Consider the following 18,428-nt stretch of genomic DNA (forward strand, 5'->3'; position numbering starts at 1 on the left):
GATGCGCGACGAGGCCCTGCGCGGGGCAGTCGCCGCCGTCGTGCTCGCCGGCGGACGCGGCACGCGCATGGGCGGCGTCGACAAGGGCCTGCAGGCCCTCGACGGGCGGCCGCTCGCGCAGCACGTGCTCGAGGCGCTGCGCCCGCAGGTCGCCGAGGTCTGCATCAGCGCCAACCGCCATGCCGAGGCCTACCGTGCGCTCGGCGCCGAGGTGATCGCCGATGCCTGGCCGGACTTCCGCGGACCGCTCGCCGGCCTGCACGCGGCGCTGGCGCGCGGCACGTACGACTGGTGGCTCGCCGCGCCCTGCGACACGCCCGGCCTGCCGGCCGATCTGGTCGCGCGCCTGCACGGCGCGGCGCGCGCGCGCGGCCGGCCGGCCGCCTACGCCGTGGTGCGCGGCGAGCCGGTTTATCCGCTGTGTCTGGTCCAGCAGGGGTGTTTCGACGACTTGCAGCGCACCTTGCGGGACGGACAATATGCGGTCGGCCGCTGGCTGGCCGGGCAGGGCGCCGTCGCCGTCGCCATCGACGGCTGGGACGCGCGCCTGCCGCTGAACCTCAACACGCCGCAGCGGCTCGCCGCCGCCCAGAGTGCAAGGCCTTGAACGCGGGACCGAACATACCGTCGCAACTGATCGACCAGCACGGACGCCGCAAGCGCAAGCTGCGCATCTCACTGACCGACCGCTGCAACTTCCGCTGCCGCTACTGCATGCCGGACACGCCGCAGTGGCTGCCGAAGTCGCAGGTGCTGACGATCGAGGAGATCGTGCGCGTCGCGCGGCTGATGATCGGCGAGGGCATCGGCCACATCCGCCTGACCGGCGGCGAGCCGCTGCTGCGCCGCGGCCTGCTCGACGTGGTGCGCGCGCTCGACGCGCTGCGCCCGCTCGGCCTGACGCGCATCTCGATGACCAGCAACGCCTCGCGGCTGGCGCCGCAGGCGGCGGCGCTGAAGGCGGCCGGTCTCGACGACCTCAACATCAGCCTCGACAGCGTCGATCCCGACACCTTCCGGCGCATGACCGGTCGCGAGCTGGCGCCGGTCGTCGACGGCATCGACGCGGCGCGCGCCGCCGGCCTGCCGGTCAAGCTCAACAGCGTGCTGCTGCGCGACGACAACGGCGGGCAGATCGTCGCGCTCGCCGAATGGGCGCGGGCGCGCGGCCTGCCGCTGCGCTTCATCGAATACATGCCGCTCGACGAACCGGGCCGCTGGCAGCGCGCGCAGGTCGTCGCCGAAGCCGAGATCCTCGCCGCGCTGCGCGGCCGCTTCGGCGTCGAGCCGCTGCCGCGCAGCGCCGATCCGGCGACACGCTACCGGCTCGACGGCGACTACGAAGTCGGCGTGATCTCGACCGTCAGCAATCCGTTCTGCGCGAGCTGCGACCGCCTGCGGCTGACGGCGACCGGCGAGCTCTACACCTGCCTGTTCGCGACGCAGGGCACGCCGCTGCGCGAACGCCTGCGCGCCGGCGACAGCGACGCGCAGCTGCTCGAACGGATTCGCGACGCCGTCTGGCACAAGCAGGCCGGCTATGCCGCGCAGCCGCGCGCGCCGCTCGAGCGCCCGATCACCATGCACGCGATGGGCGGCTGAGCCGCCCGGGTCTCCGGTCGATGACGACGATCACTTTCGAATTCAACGGCCAGCTGCTGCGTCTCGCCGGCGCCGCCACGCAGGCCGTCAGCGTGCCGGCGCCGGCGACGCTGGCCGCCGCACTCGACGCGCTCGCCGTCGCGCGCCCCGAACTGGCCGCCGCGCTGGCGCGCTGCGCCTGCGCGATCGGCGACCGCCTGATCCTGCGCCGCGACACACTGCAGGGCGGCGAGACGGTGGCGCTGCTGCCGCCGGTCGCCGGCGGCTGAGTCGCCGGCGGCACGGCGCCCGTTTCCCTGCGCGGCGCCGCAAATGGGACAATGGCGATTCCAGCCACCAATCCCTGTTCGACGAAGAAACGGAATGAACGAGTTGCCGAATTGCCCGAAGTGCGGTTCCACCTATACCTATCAGGACGGCGAGCTGTACATCTGTCCCGAGTGCTCGCACGAGTGGTCGGCGCAGGCCGCCGCCGCCGAGGAGCCGGTCGAGACCGGTCTGGTCGTCAAGGACGCCAACGGCAATCTGCTGCAGGACGGCGATGCGGTGACGGTCATCAAGGATCTCAAGGTCAAGGGCTCGTCGGCCGTCGTCAAAGTCGGCACCAAGGTGCGCAACATCCGCCTCGTCGAAGGCGATCACAACATCGACTGCCGCATCGACGGCATCGGCGACATGAAGCTCAAGTCCGAGTTCGTGCGCAAGGCCTGAGGCGGCGCACGGGCCGGCGCACGACCAACGCGAAGAGGTGGCAGGCGAGATGAACGGCATTTCCGATCTTCCCCGCATCCAGGACCAGCCGCTGCAGCTCGAGCCGCTGCTGGCCTGGGGCGCCCATCCGGAATGCGGCGGCCTGGCGCTGTTCGCCGGCACCGTGCGCGATCATCACGACGCCAAGCCGGTGCTGAGCCTGACCTACACGGCCTACGCGCCGCTCGCCGAGAAACAGATTCGCGACATCGAGCGGGCCGTCGCCGCGAAGCACGGTGTGCCGTATCTGCGCGTCGTGCACCGCGTCGGCGCTCTGGCCATCGGCGAGGTCGCGATCTACTGCGTGGCGCGCGCGCCGCATCGTGCCGAGGCCTTCGCCGCGTGCAAGGAGGCGGTCGACCGCACCAAGCACGAGGTGCCGATCTGGAAGGAAGAGTTCTATGCCGACGGCAGCAGTGCCTTCGTCGAGGGCTGCTGCATCCGTCCCGACGCCGAGGCCGAGGCGACGCCGCATCGGCACGCACACGCGCATCACCATCACGAAGCTCACGAGCACCGCCACGGCTGAGCGCCGCGGCCCGAGGAGAAAGCGTCCATGAAAGACGTGGGCATGAAGCCGGAGTCGCTGCGCCGCGCGCGCGCCTCGGCCGAGCTGCTGGCGCCGCCGCACTGCATCGAGCGCCTGCGCAGCGGCGACACCGAGAAGGGCGATCCGCTGAAGACGGCGCGCGTTGCCGGCATCCTCGCCGCCAAGCGCACCGACGAGCTGATCCCGCTGTGCCATCCGCTGCCGATCCATCGCGCCGACGTCGACTTCGAGCTCGGCGAGGATCGCGTGAAGATCATCGCCAAGGTCGAGACCATCGGCCCGACCGGCGTCGAGATGGAAGCGCTGACCGCGGCCAGCCTCGCCGCGCTGACGATCTACGACATGCTCAAGCCGTACTGCGAGCCGGCCGAGCTGGTGATCCGCGAATGCCGACTCGACGAGAAGCGCGGCGGCAAGTCGCATTACAAGCGCCGGCTGCCGGCGCCGGTCGCCGCTGCGGTGCTGGTGCTGTCGGACACGGTCGCCGCCGGCCGCAAGCCGGACACCGCCGGCCGCGCAGTGGAGGCCGAGCTTGCCGCCGCCGGCTTCGCGCCGATCCATTACGCGGTGCTGCCGGACGAGCCGGTGCTGCTGCTCGACACCGTGCAGCAGCTGCGCGCCGAGTACGGGCTGATCGTCACCGTCGGCGGCACCGGCATCGGCCGCCGCGACATCACCGTCGATACGCTGCGGCCGCTGATCGACCGCGAGCTGCCGGGCCTGATGGAAGCGGCGCGCGCCTTCGGCCAGCGCCGCACGCCGTACGCGGCGCTGTCGCGCGGCGTCGCCGGCTTTTCCGGCGACGCACTGCTGCTGACGCTGCCGGGCAGTCGCGGCGGCGCCAGCGAATCGCTGGCGGCGATCCTGCCGTCGCTCGTGCACATCTTCGAAGTGCGGCGCGACGTGCCGCACGCCGGCGGCTACCAGTGAGCCGGCCATGAGCCACGACGACCGCTGCGGCCACGGCGCGCTGCTGGCGCTCGACGACGCGCTCGCCGCCTACCGCCGCGAGGTACGGCCGCTGGCGGCCGAAACGCGGCCGCTCGGCGAGGCGCTGGGCCGCGTGCTCGCCGCGCCGGTCAGCGCGCGCGTCGATCTGCCGATGTACACGCAGAGCGCTGTCGATGGCTACGCGCTGCGCGCCGCCGACCTCGTCGGCGCCGCGCCCGACGCGCCGCGGCGGCTGCCGCTGTGCGGCGAGGTGCGCGCCGGCGTGGCGCCGCAGGACGCGCTGCCGCCGGGCCAGGCGATGCGCATCTTCACCGGCGGCCGCCTGCCGGCCGGCGCCGACACGGTCGCGCGCCAGGAGATCGTCGGGCGCGACGGTGCCACTGCGCTGTTGCGCGAGGCGCTGGCGCCCGGCACCGACGTGCGCGAGCGCGGCGAGGAATTGCGCGCCGGCGCCGCGCTGGCCGCGGCCGGCCAGCGCCTGCATGCCGGACTGATCGCGGCGCTGGCGATGGCCGGCGTCGATGCCGTGCGCGTCGTGCGCGCGCCGCGCGTCAGCCTGCTCGTCACCGGCGACGAGGTGGCCGCGTCGGTGCCCGGCGAGGCCGGCGTCTATGACGCCAACGGCCCGCTGGTGCGCAGCTGGTTCGCCGAACACGGCTACGAGCCGCCGCGCACGATCTACGTGCCGGACGAGCGCGCGCAGCTGAGCCAGGTGCTGGCCGATGCGCTCGCCGACAGCGATTTGGTGCTGAGCACCGGCGGCGTCTCGGTCGGCGATCACGATCTGGTGCGGCCGGTCGCCGCCGCGCTCGGCGTGCGCGAGGTGTTCTGGCAGGTCGCGCAGAAGCCGGGCAAGCCGCTGTACTTCGGCCTGCGCGACGACGGCGACGCGCGCCGTCTGATCCTCGGCCTGCCGGGCAATCCGGGCGCGGTGCTGATCGGCCTGTACGTGCACGTCGCCGCGCTGCTCGCGCAGCTCGAAGCCGCCGCCGCACCGGCGCCGCCCTGGCGCGCCGGCCGGCTCGCCGCAGCGGTGCGCGCCGACGCCCGCGAGCAGCTGCTGCGCATGGCCGTGCGCGTCGACGACGACGGCGGCATCGTGCTCGAACGCCTCGGCCGCCAGGCCTCGCACATGCTCAGCAATCTCGCCGCCGCCGGCGCGCTGGCCCGCGTGCCGGCCGGGCGGGCGCTCGACGCCGGCGCGATCGTGCAGTGGCTGCCGCTGCCGTGACGGCGACCGCTGGCGGTTCGCCATCGTCGCGCGCAGCCGCGACGGGGAGGCGTGAACGATGACGAAACGACGCAGCGCTCCGACGTTCCAGGCCGAACCCGGCCTGCAGTTCGGCGCCGGCCTGGCCGCCAACGGCACGCGCATCGCGCTGCTCGAACGCATCGGCGAGACCGGTTCGATCACGGCCGCGGCCAAGGCGGTCGGCCTGAGCTACAAAGCCGCCTGGGACGCGATCGCGGCGATGAACAATCTCGCCGACCGGCCGCTGGTCGAGCGCAGTGCGGGCGGACGCGGCGGCGGCGGCACGCGGCTGACCGCGCGCGGCCAGGAGCTGGTGCAGAGCTTCCGGCGCATGGAGGCGCAGCACCGCCGCTTCATCGAATCCTTGAACGAGACGGGCGCGCAGGACGGCGACGACTGGCGCGTGCTGGGGAGGCTGGCGATGCAGACGAGTGCGCGCAATCAGTTCGCGGGCCGCGTCACCAGGCGCACGCGCGGCGTGGTCAACGACGAGATCGAGCTGCGCCTGTCGGGCGGCGAGACGCTGGTGGCGACGGTGACGCGCGAGAGCAGCGAGACGCTGGGCCTGAAGCGCGGCGCCGAGGCGGTGGCGCTGGTCAAGGCCTCGTCGGTCATCGTCGCGGTCGATGACGGCGTGCCGCTGCGGCTGTCGGCGCGCAATCAGCTGCGCGGCACGATCGAGGCCGTGCACAAGGGCGCGGTCAACAGCGAAGTGCTGATCGCGCTTGCCGGCGGCAACACGGTCGCCGCGATCATCACCAACGGCAGCGCCGAGGCGCTCGGCCTCGCGGTCGGCACGCCGGCGCTGGCGCTGTTCAAGTCCTCGAGCGTGATTCTCGCGGTCGCGCCGTAGTTCCGGCCGACGTTCCTACGCGGGCGCCGGCAGGCGGCCGGCTTCGATCTCGACGATGACGCCGCCGAGCGCGGCGACTTCCTCGCGCGCGTGCGTCACGTACAGCATCGGGATGCGGGTTTCGTCGCGGATGCGCGCGAGGAACGGCAGGATCTGCGCCTTGAGCCGCGTGTCGAGCGCGGCGAGCGGCTCGTCGAGCAGCAGCAGGCGCGGCGCATAGAGCAGCGCGCGGCCGAGCGCGACGCGCTGGCGCTCGCCGCCGGACAGCTGGCCCGGCCGGCGTTCGAGCAGCGGCCCGATCTCCAGCAGTTCCAGCACGCTGGCCAGCTCGAAGCGGCGCTGCGCCGGCGGCAGGCCCTGCATGCCGTAGAGCAGGTTGGCGCGCACCGACAGATGCGGGAACAGCTGGCCGTCCTGGAACACGAGCCCGAAGTGGCGGCGGTGTGCCGGCACGAACAGGCCGCGCGCGGCGTCGGCCAGGATCTCGCCGTCGAAGGCGATCGTGCCGTCCTGCGGGCGCAGCAGGCCGGCGATCAGCGCCAGCAGCGTGCTCTTGCCGGCGCCGGACGGACCGCAGATGCCGGTGACCGGCGCCGCCAGCGCGGCGCGCGCGTCCAGCGCGAACGCGCCGCGGCGGTAGCGGCAGTCAAGCGTCAGCACGATGACGCGATCCGAGGCGCCGCTCGCTGTAGCGAGTCAGCAGGTGGCTGGAGAACAGGGCGACGAAGGCCAGTGCGATCGACAGCGCGGCGAGCCGGGCCGCGCCGGCTTCGCCGCCGGGCACGTGCAGGTAGGAGTAGATCGCCAGCGGTACGGTGCGCGTCTCGCCGGGAATGTTGCCGACGAAGGCCATCGTCGCGCCGAACTCGCCGAGCGCGCGCGAGAAGCACAGCAGCGCGCCGGCGAAGATGCCGGGCAGCGCCAGCGGCAGGCTGATCGTCGCGAACACGCGCCAGGGGCCGGCGCCGAGCGTGGCCGCCGCCTGTTCGAGGCGGCTGTCGATCATCTGGAAGGCCAGGCGCACCGGCTGCACCATCAGCGGGAAGGCCATCGTCGCCGACGCCAGCACCGCGCCTTTCCAGTTGAACGCGAACTCGAGGCCGAAATGCCGCGACAGCCAGCCGCCGAAGGCGCCCTGCGTGCCGAACAGCAGCAGCAGCAGGTAGCCGGGCACGACTGGCGGCAGCACCATCGGCAGCTGCACCAGCGTCTCGACCAGCAGCTTGCCGCGGAAGCGGCGCCGTGCCAGCAGCCAGGCGACGGCGATGCCGAGCGGCAGGCTGACGAGCATGCAGCACAGCGCGATCTTCGCCGACAGCCACAGCGCGGTCAGCTCGTCGGCGTTCAGCATCGGAATGAAGTCGGCGCCGTGGACACGGCATCAGCGGCGAACGCGGATTTCACGGCGTGCGCAGCGTGAAGCCGTAGCGGGCGAACACTTCGGCCGCCGCCGGCGTGCGCAGGTAGTCGAGGAAGGCGCGCGCCGCCGCTGCGGCGCTGCCGACGGCGGCGGCCGGATAGACGACCGGCGCGTGCGTGGCCTCGGGGAAGGCGCCGACGATCTCGACGTCCGCGCTGATCGCCGCGTCGCTGCGGTAGACGATGCCGGCCGGGCACTCGCCGCGGGCGACGAAGGCGAGCGCGGCGCGCACGTCGTCGGTGCCGACGATGCGCGGCCGGATGGCGTCCCACCAGCCGAGCCGGCTCAGCGCGTCCTGCGCGTAGATGCCGACCGGCACGACGCCGGGCTCGCCGGTGCAGAGCCGGCCCTTGAAAGCGTCGGCGAACGCGAAGCCGGGCTCGAAGCGCACGGCGAAGCCGCGGCCGCGCGGCGCGATCAGTACCAGCGCGTTGCCGAGCAGATCGAACGGCGCGTCGCGGGCGACGCGGCCGCGCTCGACCAGGTAGTCCATCCACTTGCGGTCGGCGGAGATGAAGACGTCGGCCGGCGCGCCGGCCTCGATCTGCTTGGCCAGCGTCGACGAGGCGGCGAACACCGGCTTGACGCTCGCGCCGTCGTAGCGCCGGGCGAGCTCGCCGATCGCGTCGGTGAGGCTGGCGGCGGCGTAGACGCGCAGCGTCTCGGCCTGCGCGTTCGCGGCAACGACGGACAGCAGCAGCGCGGCGAGCGCGCGGGCGAGGCAACGGGGCATGGCGGGAACCGGCGGGACGTTATGTATGGTTCTACATAACGAAGGCGAGCGTCAACCGCGTGACGCCGCGCCACACGCCTGCTGCGCGAGCGCGCGCACGGCCCTGGCGGCGGCCGAGGCGCGGTTCTCGACGCCGGGCTTGTCGAAAATCGGTTCGAGGTGCTTGTTGACCGAGCGCGGGCTGCGGATCGCGATCGGAATCACCGCCAGCGAGCCGATCAGGCGCGCGCTCGCGAGCAGGATGCCGAACGCCATGTGCAGCGCCGCCGACATGATGCTGGCCTCGATCGAGAACAGCAGGAAAGTGCACGGAGCGCCGATCAGCGAGGTGATCGACGAGCCCATGACGAGCCCATGTAGCCGAGGTGTAGCGCGGCGCGTCCGTCGGCGCTGCGCGGCGCCTGCCACGGCGCGTCGAGATCGGCGAGTTTGAGCTGCCGCGCTTCATTCACGTCACGCTGCGAGGCCTCCGCCCAGCGCCATCAGCAGACCGCCGGCTGCGCTCGCGGCACCGGCGGCGCGCGTCAGCGCCGGGTGGGCGAAGCGCGCGGCGGCGAGATAGCCGGCGCCGTGCAGCGCCGCGCTCGCCAGCAGCAGGCCGGCGAGGTAGGCAAGCGGTAGTGGCGCGCCGCTCAGCGCGGTGCCGTGCGCGGCGCCGTGGAACAGCGCGAACACGCCGCTCAGCGCCGCCGCCGCCGCGGCGGGCAGGCGCCCGGCGAGCGCGACCAGCAGGCCGAGCACCAGCAGCGACGCGGCGATGCCGCTTTCGATCGCGGGTGGCGCGATGCCGGCGGCGGCGAGCGCGGCACCGGCGCCGCTCAGCGCGACGAACGCGACCGGCACCAGCCAGCGGCCGTGGCCGCCGAGCTGCGCGGCCCAGACGCCGATCAGCAGCATCGCCGCGAGATGATCGAGGCCGAGCAGCGGATGCAGCAGGCCGGCCATGAGCCCGGCGTCGCCGCTGTGGCCGGGATGCGCAAAGGCGGCGGCCGGGGCGAGCAGGCCGAGCGCGGCGAGTGGCGTGGCGGCGGGATGGCGCATCAGACGGTCTCCGGCAGCGCGCGGCGTTCGAGACCGCCGGCGTCGATGATGAAGCGGGCGATGTCGTGCAAACCCTGGTTCTTCTTCAGGTTGCTGAACAGGAACGGCCGCGTGCCGCGCATCCGCCGCGAATCGCGCTCCATGACGTCGAGCGAGGCGCCGACCAGCGGCGCCAGATCGATCTTGTTGATGACCAGCAGGTCCGAGCGCGTGATGCCGGGGCCGCCCTTGCGCGGAATCTTGTCGCCGGCGGAGACGTCGATGACGTAGATCGTGATGTCTGCGAGTTCCGGGCTGAAGGTCGCCGACAGGTTGTCGCCGCCGCTCTCGATGAACAGCAGATCCAGCGACGGGAAGCGCTCGTTCATCGCCTCGACCGCGACCAGGTTGATGCTGGCGTCCTCGCGGATCGCCGTGTGCGGGCAGCCGCCGGTCTCGACGCCCATGATGCGGTCGGGCGTCAGCGCGCCGGCGCGGGTCAGGAACTCGGCGTCTTCCTTGGTGTAGATGTCGTTGGTGATGGCGGCCACGTCGTAGGCGTCGCGCAGCAGTTTGCAGAGGCGCTCGGTGAGCGCCGTCTTGCCGGAACCGACCGGCCCGCCGATGCCGACGCGCAGCGGGCCGGTGGGCGCCGCGCTGCCGGGACTGAGCATCGAAAGATTCATGAACGGAACAACCTCGTGTATTGGGTTTCGTGATGGAACGAGCAAAGTTCGAGCCGCGGCGCGGCGGTGCCGAGCTCGTCGAGCGGGCAGGCCTGTGCGGCGTCGCACACTTCACTGACGATGGTGGCCAGGCGCGCCGTCGCACGCTGGCCGTCGGTCTGGCCGAGCGGCACCAGACGCACGCCGGCCGAGACCAGATTGGCGGCGAAGGCGTGCAGATAGGCGTGCAGCGACGGCGCCAGCGCGATGCCGTGCGCGGCGCAGGCCAGCGCCATCACCGCGGCGTGCGCCGCCGGCCGGCCGCGCTGGCGCTGCGCGTAGGCGTCGAGCCACGGATGCGGCCAGGCCTGGCGTGTGACCTGCAGGAACGAATGGCCCTGCTGGCGGCTTTCGAGCGCGGTTTCGGCGCTGCCGCGAAACGCCGCCGCGAGTTCGGCGATCGCGTCGAATGCCTCTTCGTCGGGCGCGCTGCGCCAGGCGTGGGCGAACAGCACCGCGTCGATCCAGCCGCCGCCGCGGCGCAGCGCGGCTTCGACGTAGGCGACGAGGCCGGCGACATCGGTAACCTCGCCGGCTTCGACTGCCCATTCGAGGCCGTGGCTGTAGCTGAAGGCGCCGGTCGGATAGCTCGGCGAGGTCCAGGCCAGCAGCCGGTAGAGCGCGTCCTCAGTGGCCATGGCCGCCGACGAAGACGTAGGCATGGGCGGCCGGCTCGTGCCCGTGTCCGTGCGCGTGCCCGCCGTGGCCGCCGGCGTAGGCGCCGTTCTCGGGCGTGAACGGCGCACGCAGCGCGCGCGTCGTCGCGCCGAGGCCGTGCAGCATGGCGACGATGACGTGATCGTCGCGGATCAGGATCGCGTCCGCCGACAACTGCGCCGGCAGATGACGGTTGCCGATGTGCCAGGCCAGGCGCACCAGCGTCGCCGCGTCGGCGGCGCGCACTTCGACGAGCGCTTCGTCGGCGGCGCGGATCGCGATGATGCGGCCGTCGTCGAGGCGCAGACCGTCACCGTCGTTGAGCAGCGTGGCGCGCGGCAGGTCGAGCAGGAACGCGGTGCCGCCGTCGGCGATGTAGCGGAAGCGGCGCCGATGGCGCGCGTCGTAGTCGAGCGCGACGCGATCGGCGGGCACGCCCTGCCAGCGGCCGGCCGGCAGGATTTCGCGGGCATGCAGTATCGGCGTTTCGGTGGCGCTCATCGGCACGGGCGGCTCTTTCAGAAGAGGAAGTAACGCTGCGCCATCGGCAGCACTGCGGCCGGCTCGCAGCGCAGCAGCTCGCCGTCGGCACGCACTTCGTAGGTCTCCGGATTGACCTCGATGTGCGGCATCGCGTCGTTGAGCACCATGCTGAGCTTGCCGATGCCGCCGCGCGTGTTCTGCACCGCGGCGAGCGGACGCGACAGGCCGAGCCGGGCGGCGCCGTCGCCGGCGGCGAAGGCGCCGCTGACGAACAGCAGCGAGGTCTCGATGCGGGCGCGGCCGTAGGCGCCGAACATCGGCCGGTAGTGCACCGGCTGCGGCGTCGGGATGCTGGCGCTCGGATCGCCCATCGGTGCGGTCGCGATCATGCCGCCCTTGAGCACCAGATCCGGCTTGACGCCGAAGAAGGCGGGCGACCACAGCACCAGATCGGCGAGCTTGCCCGGCTCGACCGAGCCGACATGCCCGGCGATGCCGTGCGCGATCGCCGGATTGATCGTGTACTTGGCGATGTAGCGGCGCGCGCGGAAATTGTCGGCGAGGCCGTCGTCGGGGCCGAGCGCGCCGCGCTGCTGCTTCATCTTGTCGGCGGTCTGCCAGCAGCGAATGATCGTTTCGCCGACGCGGCCCATGGCCTGGCTGTCCGAGCTCATCATCGAGAACGCGCCGAGATCGTGCAGGATGTCTTCGGCGGCGATCGTTTCCTTGCGGATGCGGCTTTCGGCGAAGGCCACGTCCTCGGCGATGCGCGGGTCGAGGTGGTGGCAGACCATCAGCATGTCGAGGTGTTCGTCGATCGTGTTGACGGTGTAGGGTCGTGTCGGATTGGTGCTCGACGGCAGCACGTTGGGCAGGCCGCAGACGCGGATGATGTCCGGCGCGTGGCCGCCGCCGGCGCCTTCGGTGTGGAAGGCGTGGATAGTGCGGCCCTTGAAGGCGGCGATCGTCGATTCGACGAAGCCGGATTCGTTGAGCGTGTCGGTGTGCAGCGTGACCTGCACGTCGAGCGCGTCGGCGACGCGCATGCAGCAGTCGATCGCCGCCGGCGTCGTGCCCCAGTCCTCGTGCAGCTTGAGACCGCAGGCGCCGGCCAGCACCATCTCTTCGAGCGCCGCCGGCTGGCTGGCGTTGCCCTTGCCGAAGAAGCCGAGGTTCATCGGAAACGCTTCGGCGGCCTGCAGCATGCGCGCCAGGTGCCAGGGGCCGGGCGTGCAGGTCGTCGCCAGCGTGCCGTGCGCCGGGCCGGTGCCGCCGCCGAGCATGGTCGTCACGCCGGCGTTGAGCGCTTCCTCGATCTGCTGCGGGCAGATGAAGTGGATGTGCGCGTCGATCGCGCCGGCGGTGACGATCTTGCCCTCGGCGGCGATCACTTCGGTGCCGGGACCGATGACGATGTCGACGCCCGGCTGCACGTCCGGGTTGCCGGCCTTGCCGAGGCGCACGATGCGGCCGTCGCGGATCGCGATGTCGGCCTTGATCACGCCCCAGTGGTCGAGGATCACGGCGTTGGTGATGACGGTGTCGACGGCGCCGTCGGCGCGGCTCGCCTGCGACTGGCCCATGCCGTCGCGGATCACCTTGCCGCCGCCGAACTTCACTTCCTCGCCGTAGACCGTGCGGTCTTCGTCGACGCGGATGAAAAGATGGGTGTCGGCGAGGCGGATGCGGTCGCCGACGGTCGGGCCGTACATGCCGGCGTAGGCGCGGCGGCTGATCGTCGTGCTCATGCCTGCGGCTCCACGTCGAGCGCGCCCATCACCTCGGCGCGGAAGCCGTGCACCACTCGCGCACCAACATAAGGCACGAGTTGCACCTCGCGTGACTGGCCCGGCTCGAAGCGCGTCGCCGTGCCGGAGGCGATGTCGAGGCGCATGCCGCGGGCCCGGGCGCGGTCGAAGGCGAGCGCCGGATTGACCTCGTAGAAGTGGTAGTGGCTGCCGACCTGGATCGGCCGGTCGCCGGTGTTGGCGACCGTCAGGCGCAGGCCCGGGCGATCGGCGTTGAGCACGATGTCGCCGTCGGCGGTGATGATTTCTCCGGGGATCATGGGCGCGGCCTCAGCGGATCGGTTGGTGCACGGTGACGAGCTTGGTGCCGTCGGGGAAGGTCGCTTCGATCTGGATTTCCGCGATCATTTCGGCGATCCCGTCCATCACCTGCGCGCGGCTCAGCACCTGCGCGCCGGCCTGCATCAGCTCGGCGACGCTGCGGCCGTCGCGGGCGCCTTCGACGACGGTGTCGGTGATCAGCGCGATCGCTTCGGGATGATTGAGCTTGACGCCGCGTTCGAGGCGGCGGCGCGCGACCATCGCGGCCATCGCGATCAGCAGCTTGTCTTTTTCTCGGGGAGTGAGGTTCACGTTCGTTCTCAGCAGGTCCAGACGCGTGGCAGGCGCGGCGGCAGGCCGGCCGCGGCCGCGCGCAGCGTGGTGGCGATGTGCATCAGCCGCGTGCGCAGGCGCGCCGCGTCGTCGTCGAGCAGGCGCACGAGCAGGAAATGCTCGAAGCCGCTGGCGCCGGCGTGGCGATCGCCGTCGAGCACACGGCGCACTTCGCCGAGCAGGCGCGGCACCTCGTCGCCGACGTAGAGCACCGTCGCACTAGCGACAGCCGTGCCAAATCCGAACGGCGCGGCGCGCAGTGCCTCGATATCGCCGTCCAGGTGCCAGGCGTCGGCCCAGATCAGCTGGCCGTCGCGGCGCACGCGCCAGGCGTCGTGCACGCGGCCCTGGCGGAAGCGCTCGTTCATCGCCGTGCGGCCGAACACCAGGCTTTCGACGGCGAGCAGGCGCGCGCCGGCTTCGAGTTCGACGTCGAAGCGACGCCGCAGCCGGGCCTGATCGAACAGGATCGTTTCCTGGGCCAGGCATTCGAGCCAGCTGTCGCGTGCGGCACGGACGCTGAATTCGATGCGGGTATCGGCGTCGGTCGGCAGCGCGCGGTAGAGCTTCTCGGCGGCCTGCGTGGTGACGGTGGCGCTGGCGCCGACGCCGACCTCGATCGAGAAACGCACTTCGTCGCCGCCGGTGAGCCCGCCGGTGGTCGTCAACAGCACGGCCTGCGGCGGTTCGCCGGCCTCGACCTGCGGGAACAGCACGCGGCACGGCGCCTGCTGGTACAGGTCGTCGAGCACCGAGCGGCCGCGCTCGTCGCACCGGAACGACAGTTGCGCGCGGCCGCTGGCGCGCTGATGGCGAACCGTTTCCGCCTGCGTCATGTGCGCCGCCTTGCGCCGTACCGCCGTGTCTCTGTGCCGATCAAGAGGCCTCTCGTCAAAGCTCGCCGCCGCCCGGCGGCGAGCCGTTCAGTTGTGGGGATCGCGGGGCGGTATCGTCATGGCGATGCCGGCCGCGAGCCGCCGCCACCTGGCGTATCCGTGCGCCACGGCCGCGCCGCATGGGCCGCCGGCCGTGCTCGCCGCCGATGCCTCGCGCTCGCGCACTGACAATCAAAAGGCGTGCCGCCCGCGCCACTTCATCGCGCACGCGCGAGCCGTCCTCGTGCGTTGCCGTCCGTCCGGGTGCATGCAAGGGGCGGGATCCGACAGGCTGCGATCATCGCCCACAGCCGGCGCGTCGCGATGTACGTCAGACGCCCCATGGCGGGTTTCACGCGCGCGTCATCGGCCGATATCGAAACGGCCGGTGCCATGATCCGGCTCGCGCGCTGCGGCCTGCGCACCGGGGCGCAGAGGGCCGAGTCCTGCTGCAAAAAAACAGGGCCGCCTTCGCGAGAAGGCGGCCCCTTTTGCTTGCGCGACCCGAGAGGAGGGAGGATCAGGCCGCGCAGACCTGGGAAAGCCGGGGCAATGCCGGAGCGGCGTGCCTCAGAACAGCGCGGTGACCGTCTCGAGCAGCACGGCGTGGTGGTAGACCGCGATGAAGCCGAGGCTGGCGACGACGCCGGACGGGATCAGCAGGTCGCGCCAGTCCGCGCGCGCCTTGGCGGCCGTCGCGGCGGCCGATTCGCGGCGGCGGACACGGGCATACGAGCGCGTGTCGACGGCCATCGGCTTGGAGCGACCGCCGCGCCGGCGGGCGGGCTTGGACTCGGCGGGCGCGGTCTGCGGGCTTGCGGTCAGGGCGTGGCTCATATACTGTTCACTCGCTCAGTGCTGTGCAAATGCACAGTATCCAAAACCCCAAGGGATTGCAAGCGACCATGGCCCTGACCACCCGGCAGTTCGAGATCCTCACGTTCATCCAGGAATGGATCCGCGAGCGCGGCTTTCCGCCGTCGCATGGCGACGTCGCCGAGCGCTTCGGTTTCAACCGCAACGCGGCGCGCGAGCACCTGCTGGCACTGGCGCGCAAGGGCGAGATCGAGCTTTCGCCGAACGATGCGCGCGGTATCCGCGTGCTCAAGGATGCATCCGGTCCGCGCCAGTTCGAGCTGCCGCTGTTCGGCAACATCGCCGCCGGTGCGCCGCTGACGGCGCCGGAAAACGCACAGGAATGGCTGCGCATCGATCCGGACCTGTTCCGGCCGCGCGCGGATTTCCTGCATCGCGTCAGCGGCGATTCGATGATCGACGCCGGCATTTTCGACGGCGATCTGGTCGGCATTCATCACCAGTCGGAGGCGGCGAACGGCGACATCATCGCCGCCTGCCTGCTCGACCGCCGCACCGGCTACGAGAGCATCACGCTCAAGCGCTACCGCCGGCGCGGACGGCAGGTCAGCCTGATCGCCGAGAACGCACGCTATGTCCCGATCGAGATCGATCTGGCGAAGGACGAGGCGGCGCAGGAGCTGCCGGCGTTCCGCATCGCCGGGGTGATGGTCGGACTGTTCCGCGCCGGCCGCCCGAAGTGAGGCGGAAGGCGGCGCCACGCGGGTCCGCAGCGGCGGGCGGCCGGCGTTCTGCAAGGAAGCTCTGAAAAAGCTCGCATCGCGTCATTGCCGGGCGCCAGAGGCGACGACGCAATCCGGTAGGGGCATCCCGCAACTCGCGTCGCCGGATCGCCACGGCCGCGGCGCGGCCTGGCGATGACGGCGTTATTCAGCCTTCCCAAACGAAAAGACCCGCGAACTTCGCGGGTCTTTTGCGTTGCGGCGGGGTGTGTCAGCGATCGCGAAACTGGGCTTCGACGCGCTCGTCCTGGCCCTTGACGTCGACGCAGACGGTCGCGGTCGGGCGCGCCAGCAGGCGCGGGATGCCGATCGGGTCGCCGGTCTTCTCGCAGTAGCCGTATTCCTTGGCCTCGATGCGACGCAGCGCGTCGTCGATCTTCTTCAGCAGCAGCGATTCGCGCTCGCGCAGGCGCAGGTCGAGCCAGTGCTCTTCCTCGGCGGTCGCGCGGTCGGCCGGGTCGGCGAACATCTCGCGCTCGTGCAGGCGCTCCTTGACGTCCATTTCGCGCTGCAGAACTTCCTCGCGCATATGGATCAGACGCTGGCGGAAGAACTCGAGCTGCGCATCGTTCATGTATTCGTCGTCGGACATCGCGCGAATCTCTTCTTCGCTCAGCAGCGCGCCGGCGGCGCGCGGCGCGACCTTCTGCGGCGCCCGGACGACCTTGGCGGCGGTTGCGACTTTCGAGGCGCTGGTCTTCGACGGCGCGGCCTTCGCGGGGGACTTGCTCTTTTCTTGCACTTTCACGTTTCCAGCTGCAGAGGTGACGACAGTCTTTTTCGGGCTAGGGCCCGGTGCTCCGGACTTGGCCGGCACCCGGGTCTTGGCGGCCGCTTTGGCTTGAGGCGCGCTCTTGGCTTTCTTCAACGGACCCGCGCTCTTCGGCGCAGATTTTTGCGCTGCAGCCGTCTTTTTCGGCGCAGCTTTGGCCGCCTTCGTGACGGCAGCCTTTTTTGCGGAAGTTTTCTTGGCTTTCATGTCCCGACCCTGGAACGCAAAGTACCGGTCCGACGCAAAGTGGGGCGTTATACACTGCTATCAAGGCGGGGGTCAATCGCACGCGCCGGCATGCAGGGTGCCAGCTTCGAACGATGATGCGAGATCAGCTCGGAACGCCGCTCCGGATCGGAAAATTCTTCAAAAACAGCTTGGCAGTGCCGTTTCCCGCCGGCGGAAGGCGCCGACGGGCGGATGATCCGGCCCGCCGCACGTTGCACGCCGCCTCAGCGGCCGGCGTCGCGGCCGGCGTCGAGACCGGCCTGGGCGGCTCTTTCCAGCAGCAGCCGCCGTTCGCGCTCGTTGCGCGTCAGCGCGGCGGCGCGCTCGAACTCGCGGCGCGCCTCGCCGTGCCGGCCGAGGCGGGCGAGCAGGTCGCCGCGCACGCTCGGCAGCAGGTGGTACTGGCGCAGCGCCGGCGCGCGACGCAGACGGTCGACCCGCGCCAGACCGACGGCAGGACCATGCGCCATCGCTTCGGCGACGGCGCGGTTGAGTTCGACGATGGGCGAGGGCTGGACCTCGGCCAGGGTCGCGTAGAGCGCGGCGATCCGCGCCCAGTCGGTATCCTCGGCGCGCAACGCGCGGGCGTGGCAGGCGGCGATCGCTGCCTGCAGGACATAGGGGCCGGGCGCTTCGCCGAGCGCCTGCGCACGCTGCAGCGCGGCCAGGCCACGGCGGATCAGCAAGGGGTCCCAGCGGGCGCGATTCTGCTCGAGCAGCAACACCGGTTCCCCGGACGGACCGACACGGGCATGGGCGCGCGAGGCCTGGATTTCGAGCAGGGCGATCAATCCGTGCACCTCGGGCTCCCGCGGCGCGAGTTCCGCCAGGATGCGGCCGAGCCGCAGCGCCTCGTCGCACAGCGCCGGGCGCAGCCAGTCGTCGCCGGCGGTCGCCGAGTAGCCTTCATTGAAGATCAGATAGACGACCTCCAGCACCGACGCCAGGCGCTGGCCGAGTTCCGGCGCCTGCGGCAGTTCGAACGGCACGCCGGCCTCGGCGAGCGCCCGCTTGGCGCGCACGATGCGCTGCGCGACGGTCGGTTCCGGCACCAGATAGGCACGGGCGATCTCGTCGGTGCTCAGGCCGCCGAGCAGGCGCAGTGTCAGCGCCGCGCGCGCCTCCGGCGAAAGAATCGGATGGCAGGCGATGAACATCAGGCGCAGCAGGTCGTCGTCGACCGCTTCGTCGAGTTCGCGATCGATGCGGGCGGCGAGCGCTGCAGCGGCCTCTTCCTGCTGCGCGTCGAGTTCGCGGCCCAGTTCCTCGTGCTTGTGTGCGAGCAGCGTGCGGCGGCGCAGGGCGTCGATCGCGCGGTGCTTGGCGGTCGCCATCAGCCAGGCGCCCGGCCGTTCCGGCAGGCCTTCGTGCGGCCACTGTTCGAGCGCGGCGACGAGCGCGTCCTGCGCCACTTCCTCGGCGCTGCCGACCTCATGCAGCAAGCGCGTCAGCGCGGCGATGATCTTCGCCGATTCGATCCGCCAGACGGCGTCGATGGTGCGGTGGATCTCGCCGCGCGGATCACAGTTTTGCGGACTCGGGCTCACGGCGATGATC

24 protein-coding genes are annotated in these 18,428 nt (G+C 71.6%); 9 read left to right on the forward strand and 15 right to left on the reverse strand.

The genetic code is table 11. The annotated features are described in order from the left end of the window. Position 1 precedes the first annotated feature (1 nt). From mobA to K343_RS0101195, 8 genes are all read left to right on the forward strand, one after another. Positions 2-607 carry a molybdenum cofactor guanylyltransferase MobA gene (gene mobA / locus K343_RS20335; RefSeq protein WP_051277878.1) on the forward strand — a complete coding sequence of 202 codons (606 nt, stop codon included), beginning with the start codon at positions 2-4 and terminating at the stop codon, positions 605-607. Next, the gene (moaA, locus tag K343_RS0101165; protein WP_028006511.1) at positions 604-1,602 is read left to right on the forward strand and encodes a GTP 3',8-cyclase MoaA; all 999 of its coding nucleotides are present in this window, start codon (positions 604-606) and stop codon (positions 1,600-1,602) included. The genes mobA and moaA overlap by 4 nt, the downstream gene beginning before the upstream one ends. A gap of 20 nt (positions 1,603-1,622) precedes the next feature. After that, positions 1,623-1,871 carry a MoaD/ThiS family protein gene (locus tag K343_RS0101170; protein ID WP_051277810.1) on the forward strand — a complete coding sequence of 83 codons (249 nt, stop codon included), beginning with the start codon at positions 1,623-1,625 and terminating at the stop codon, positions 1,869-1,871. Between the two features lie 94 nt (positions 1,872-1,965). Beyond that, on the forward strand, positions 1,966-2,313 hold the full coding sequence (locus tag K343_RS0101175) for a zinc ribbon domain-containing protein YjdM (protein ID WP_020648630.1): 348 nt from the start codon (positions 1,966-1,968) through the stop codon (positions 2,311-2,313). Positions 2,314-2,362: 49 nt separating this feature from the next. Continuing rightward, complete coding sequence (locus K343_RS0101180; RefSeq protein ID WP_028006513.1) at positions 2,363-2,881, forward strand: molybdenum cofactor biosynthesis protein MoaE; 519 nt, start codon at positions 2,363-2,365, stop codon at positions 2,879-2,881. Positions 2,882-2,908: 27 nt separating this feature from the next. Beyond that, entirely contained in the window at positions 2,909-3,832 is a 924-nt protein-coding gene (gene moaCB, locus K343_RS0101185) for a bifunctional molybdenum cofactor biosynthesis protein MoaC/MoaB (RefSeq protein WP_028006514.1), read from the forward strand. Positions 3,833-3,839: 7 nt separating this feature from the next. Beyond that, positions 3,840-5,084, forward strand: a complete 1,245-nt coding sequence (locus K343_RS0101190) for a molybdopterin molybdotransferase MoeA (protein ID WP_028006515.1) — start codon at positions 3,840-3,842, stop codon at positions 5,082-5,084. Between the two features lie 58 nt (positions 5,085-5,142). Continuing rightward, positions 5,143-5,958, forward strand: coding sequence for a TOBE domain-containing protein (locus tag K343_RS0101195; RefSeq protein WP_028006516.1), 816 nt, complete (start codon positions 5,143-5,145; stop codon positions 5,956-5,958). Positions 5,959-5,973: 15 nt separating this feature from the next. Here K343_RS0101195 and K343_RS20340 read toward each other — a convergent pair whose 3' ends face one another. The 13 genes from K343_RS20340 to K343_RS0101260 all read right to left on the reverse strand — a co-directional run bounded on the left by K343_RS20340 (position 5,974) and on the right by K343_RS0101260 (position 15,110). Beyond that, positions 5,974-6,618: an ATP-binding cassette domain-containing protein gene (locus tag K343_RS20340; RefSeq protein WP_043111820.1), complete on the reverse strand. Its 645-nt coding sequence runs from the start codon at positions 6,616-6,618 to the stop codon at positions 5,974-5,976. Next, positions 6,605-7,309, reverse strand: coding sequence for a molybdate ABC transporter permease subunit (modB, locus tag K343_RS0101205; protein WP_026352867.1), 705 nt, complete (start codon positions 7,307-7,309; stop codon positions 6,605-6,607). Before modB ends, K343_RS20340 begins: the two co-directional genes overlap by 14 nt. A 49-nt stretch (positions 7,310-7,358) precedes the next feature. Continuing rightward, positions 7,359-8,111: a molybdate ABC transporter substrate-binding protein gene (modA, locus tag K343_RS0101210; protein ID WP_043111822.1), complete on the reverse strand. Its 753-nt coding sequence runs from the start codon at positions 8,109-8,111 to the stop codon at positions 7,359-7,361. Positions 8,112-8,162: 51 nt separating this feature from the next. After that, the gene (locus tag K343_RS24840) at positions 8,163-8,456 is read right to left on the reverse strand and encodes a hypothetical protein (protein ID WP_028006518.1); all 294 of its coding nucleotides are present in this window, start codon (positions 8,454-8,456) and stop codon (positions 8,163-8,165) included. Positions 8,457-8,564: 108 nt separating this feature from the next. Continuing rightward, a complete protein-coding gene (locus K343_RS0101220) occupies positions 8,565-9,152 on the reverse strand; it encodes a HupE/UreJ family protein (RefSeq protein ID WP_028006519.1) in 588 nt (195 codons plus the stop codon). Beyond that, the gene (gene ureG, locus K343_RS0101225) at positions 9,152-9,817 is read right to left on the reverse strand and encodes an urease accessory protein UreG (protein ID WP_211226131.1); all 666 of its coding nucleotides are present in this window, start codon (positions 9,815-9,817) and stop codon (positions 9,152-9,154) included. Before ureG ends, K343_RS0101220 begins: the two co-directional genes overlap by 1 nt. Next, a complete protein-coding gene (locus K343_RS0101230; protein WP_028006521.1) occupies positions 9,814-10,494 on the reverse strand; it encodes an urease accessory protein UreF in 681 nt (226 codons plus the stop codon). Before K343_RS0101230 ends, ureG begins: the two co-directional genes overlap by 4 nt. Continuing rightward, complete coding sequence (gene ureE, locus K343_RS0101235) at positions 10,484-11,014, reverse strand: urease accessory protein UreE (RefSeq protein ID WP_028006522.1); 531 nt, start codon at positions 11,012-11,014, stop codon at positions 10,484-10,486. Before ureE ends, K343_RS0101230 begins: the two co-directional genes overlap by 11 nt. A gap of 17 nt (positions 11,015-11,031) precedes the next feature. Then, complete coding sequence (gene ureC, locus K343_RS0101240) at positions 11,032-12,744, reverse strand: urease subunit alpha (RefSeq protein ID WP_028006523.1); 1,713 nt, start codon at positions 12,742-12,744, stop codon at positions 11,032-11,034. Beyond that, complete coding sequence (locus K343_RS0101245) at positions 12,741-13,064, reverse strand: urease subunit beta (protein ID WP_028006524.1); 324 nt, start codon at positions 13,062-13,064, stop codon at positions 12,741-12,743. Before K343_RS0101245 ends, ureC begins: the two co-directional genes overlap by 4 nt. A gap of 10 nt (positions 13,065-13,074) precedes the next feature. After that, positions 13,075-13,377 (reverse strand): urease subunit gamma, encoded by a 303-nt coding sequence (locus K343_RS0101250; protein ID WP_028006525.1) that lies wholly within the window; start codon positions 13,375-13,377, stop codon positions 13,075-13,077. 8 nt (positions 13,378-13,385) lie between these two features. Next, the gene (locus K343_RS0101255) at positions 13,386-14,234 is read right to left on the reverse strand and encodes an urease accessory protein UreD (protein ID WP_028006526.1); all 849 of its coding nucleotides are present in this window, start codon (positions 14,232-14,234) and stop codon (positions 13,386-13,388) included. Between the two features lie 609 nt (positions 14,235-14,843). Continuing rightward, positions 14,844-15,110, reverse strand: coding sequence for a hypothetical protein (locus tag K343_RS0101260; protein ID WP_028006527.1), 267 nt, complete (start codon positions 15,108-15,110; stop codon positions 14,844-14,846). 68 nt (positions 15,111-15,178) lie between these two features. Between K343_RS0101260 and lexA the strand changes: the two genes are divergently transcribed. Continuing rightward, positions 15,179-15,832 (forward strand): transcriptional repressor LexA, encoded by a 654-nt coding sequence (lexA, locus tag K343_RS0101265; RefSeq protein ID WP_043111825.1) that lies wholly within the window; start codon positions 15,179-15,181, stop codon positions 15,830-15,832. 250 nt (positions 15,833-16,082) lie between these two features. Here lexA and dksA read toward each other — a convergent pair whose 3' ends face one another. Then, positions 16,083-16,619 carry an RNA polymerase-binding protein DksA gene (gene dksA, locus K343_RS0101270; protein ID WP_028006529.1) on the reverse strand — a complete coding sequence of 179 codons (537 nt, stop codon included), beginning with the start codon at positions 16,617-16,619 and terminating at the stop codon, positions 16,083-16,085. A gap of 476 nt (positions 16,620-17,095) precedes the next feature. Then, complete coding sequence (locus tag K343_RS0101275; RefSeq protein WP_084615620.1) at positions 17,096-18,418, reverse strand: RNA polymerase sigma factor; 1,323 nt, start codon at positions 18,416-18,418, stop codon at positions 17,096-17,098. Positions 18,419-18,428 lie beyond the last annotated feature (10 nt).

The sequence above is a fragment of the Solimonas flava DSM 18980 genome, assembly GCF_000426685.1.
Lineage (GTDB): Bacteria > Pseudomonadota > Gammaproteobacteria > Nevskiales > Nevskiaceae > Solimonas > Solimonas flava.

Bases quoted from the DNA above. Each gene is read 5' to 3' on its own strand.
- K343_RS0101260 (WP_028006527.1), bottom strand. From the start codon at position 15,110: ATGAGCCACGCCCTGACCGCAAGCCCGCAGACCGCGCCCGCCGAGTCC.
- mobA (WP_051277878.1), top strand. From the start codon at position 2: ATGCGCGACGAGGCCCTGCGCGGGGCAGTCGCCGCCGTCGTGCTCGCC.
- ureC (WP_028006523.1), bottom strand. From the start codon at position 12,744: ATGAGCACGACGATCAGCCGCCGCGCCTACGCCGGCATGTACGGCCCG.
- K343_RS0101230 (WP_028006521.1), bottom strand. From the start codon at position 10,494: ATGGCCACTGAGGACGCGCTCTACCGGCTGCTGGCCTGGACCTCGCCG.
- K343_RS0101170 (WP_051277810.1), top strand. From the start codon at position 1,623: ATGACGACGATCACTTTCGAATTCAACGGCCAGCTGCTGCGTCTCGCC.
- K343_RS0101255 (WP_028006526.1), bottom strand. From the start codon at position 14,234: ATGACGCAGGCGGAAACGGTTCGCCATCAGCGCGCCAGCGGCCGCGCG.
- K343_RS0101220 (WP_028006519.1), bottom strand. From the start codon at position 9,152: ATGCGCCATCCCGCCGCCACGCCACTCGCCGCGCTCGGCCTGCTCGCC.
- K343_RS24840 (WP_028006518.1), bottom strand. From the start codon at position 8,456: ATGGGCTCGTCGATCACCTCGCTGATCGGCGCTCCGTGCACTTTCCTG.
- K343_RS0101245 (WP_028006524.1), bottom strand. From the start codon at position 13,064: ATGATCCCCGGAGAAATCATCACCGCCGACGGCGACATCGTGCTCAAC.
- K343_RS0101190 (WP_028006515.1), top strand. From the start codon at position 3,840: ATGAGCCACGACGACCGCTGCGGCCACGGCGCGCTGCTGGCGCTCGAC.
- ureE (WP_028006522.1), bottom strand. From the start codon at position 11,014: ATGAGCGCCACCGAAACGCCGATACTGCATGCCCGCGAAATCCTGCCG.
- K343_RS0101175 (WP_020648630.1), top strand. From the start codon at position 1,966: ATGAACGAGTTGCCGAATTGCCCGAAGTGCGGTTCCACCTATACCTAT.
- lexA (WP_043111825.1), top strand. From the start codon at position 15,179: ATGGCCCTGACCACCCGGCAGTTCGAGATCCTCACGTTCATCCAGGAA.
- moaCB (WP_028006514.1), top strand. From the start codon at position 2,909: ATGAAAGACGTGGGCATGAAGCCGGAGTCGCTGCGCCGCGCGCGCGCC.
- modB (WP_026352867.1), bottom strand. From the start codon at position 7,309: ATGCTGAACGCCGACGAGCTGACCGCGCTGTGGCTGTCGGCGAAGATC.
- K343_RS0101180 (WP_028006513.1), top strand. From the start codon at position 2,363: ATGAACGGCATTTCCGATCTTCCCCGCATCCAGGACCAGCCGCTGCAG.
- modA (WP_043111822.1), bottom strand. From the start codon at position 8,111: ATGCCCCGTTGCCTCGCCCGCGCGCTCGCCGCGCTGCTGCTGTCCGTC.
- K343_RS0101195 (WP_028006516.1), top strand. From the start codon at position 5,143: ATGACGAAACGACGCAGCGCTCCGACGTTCCAGGCCGAACCCGGCCTG.
- ureG (WP_211226131.1), bottom strand. From the start codon at position 9,817: ATGAATCTTTCGATGCTCAGTCCCGGCAGCGCGGCGCCCACCGGCCCG.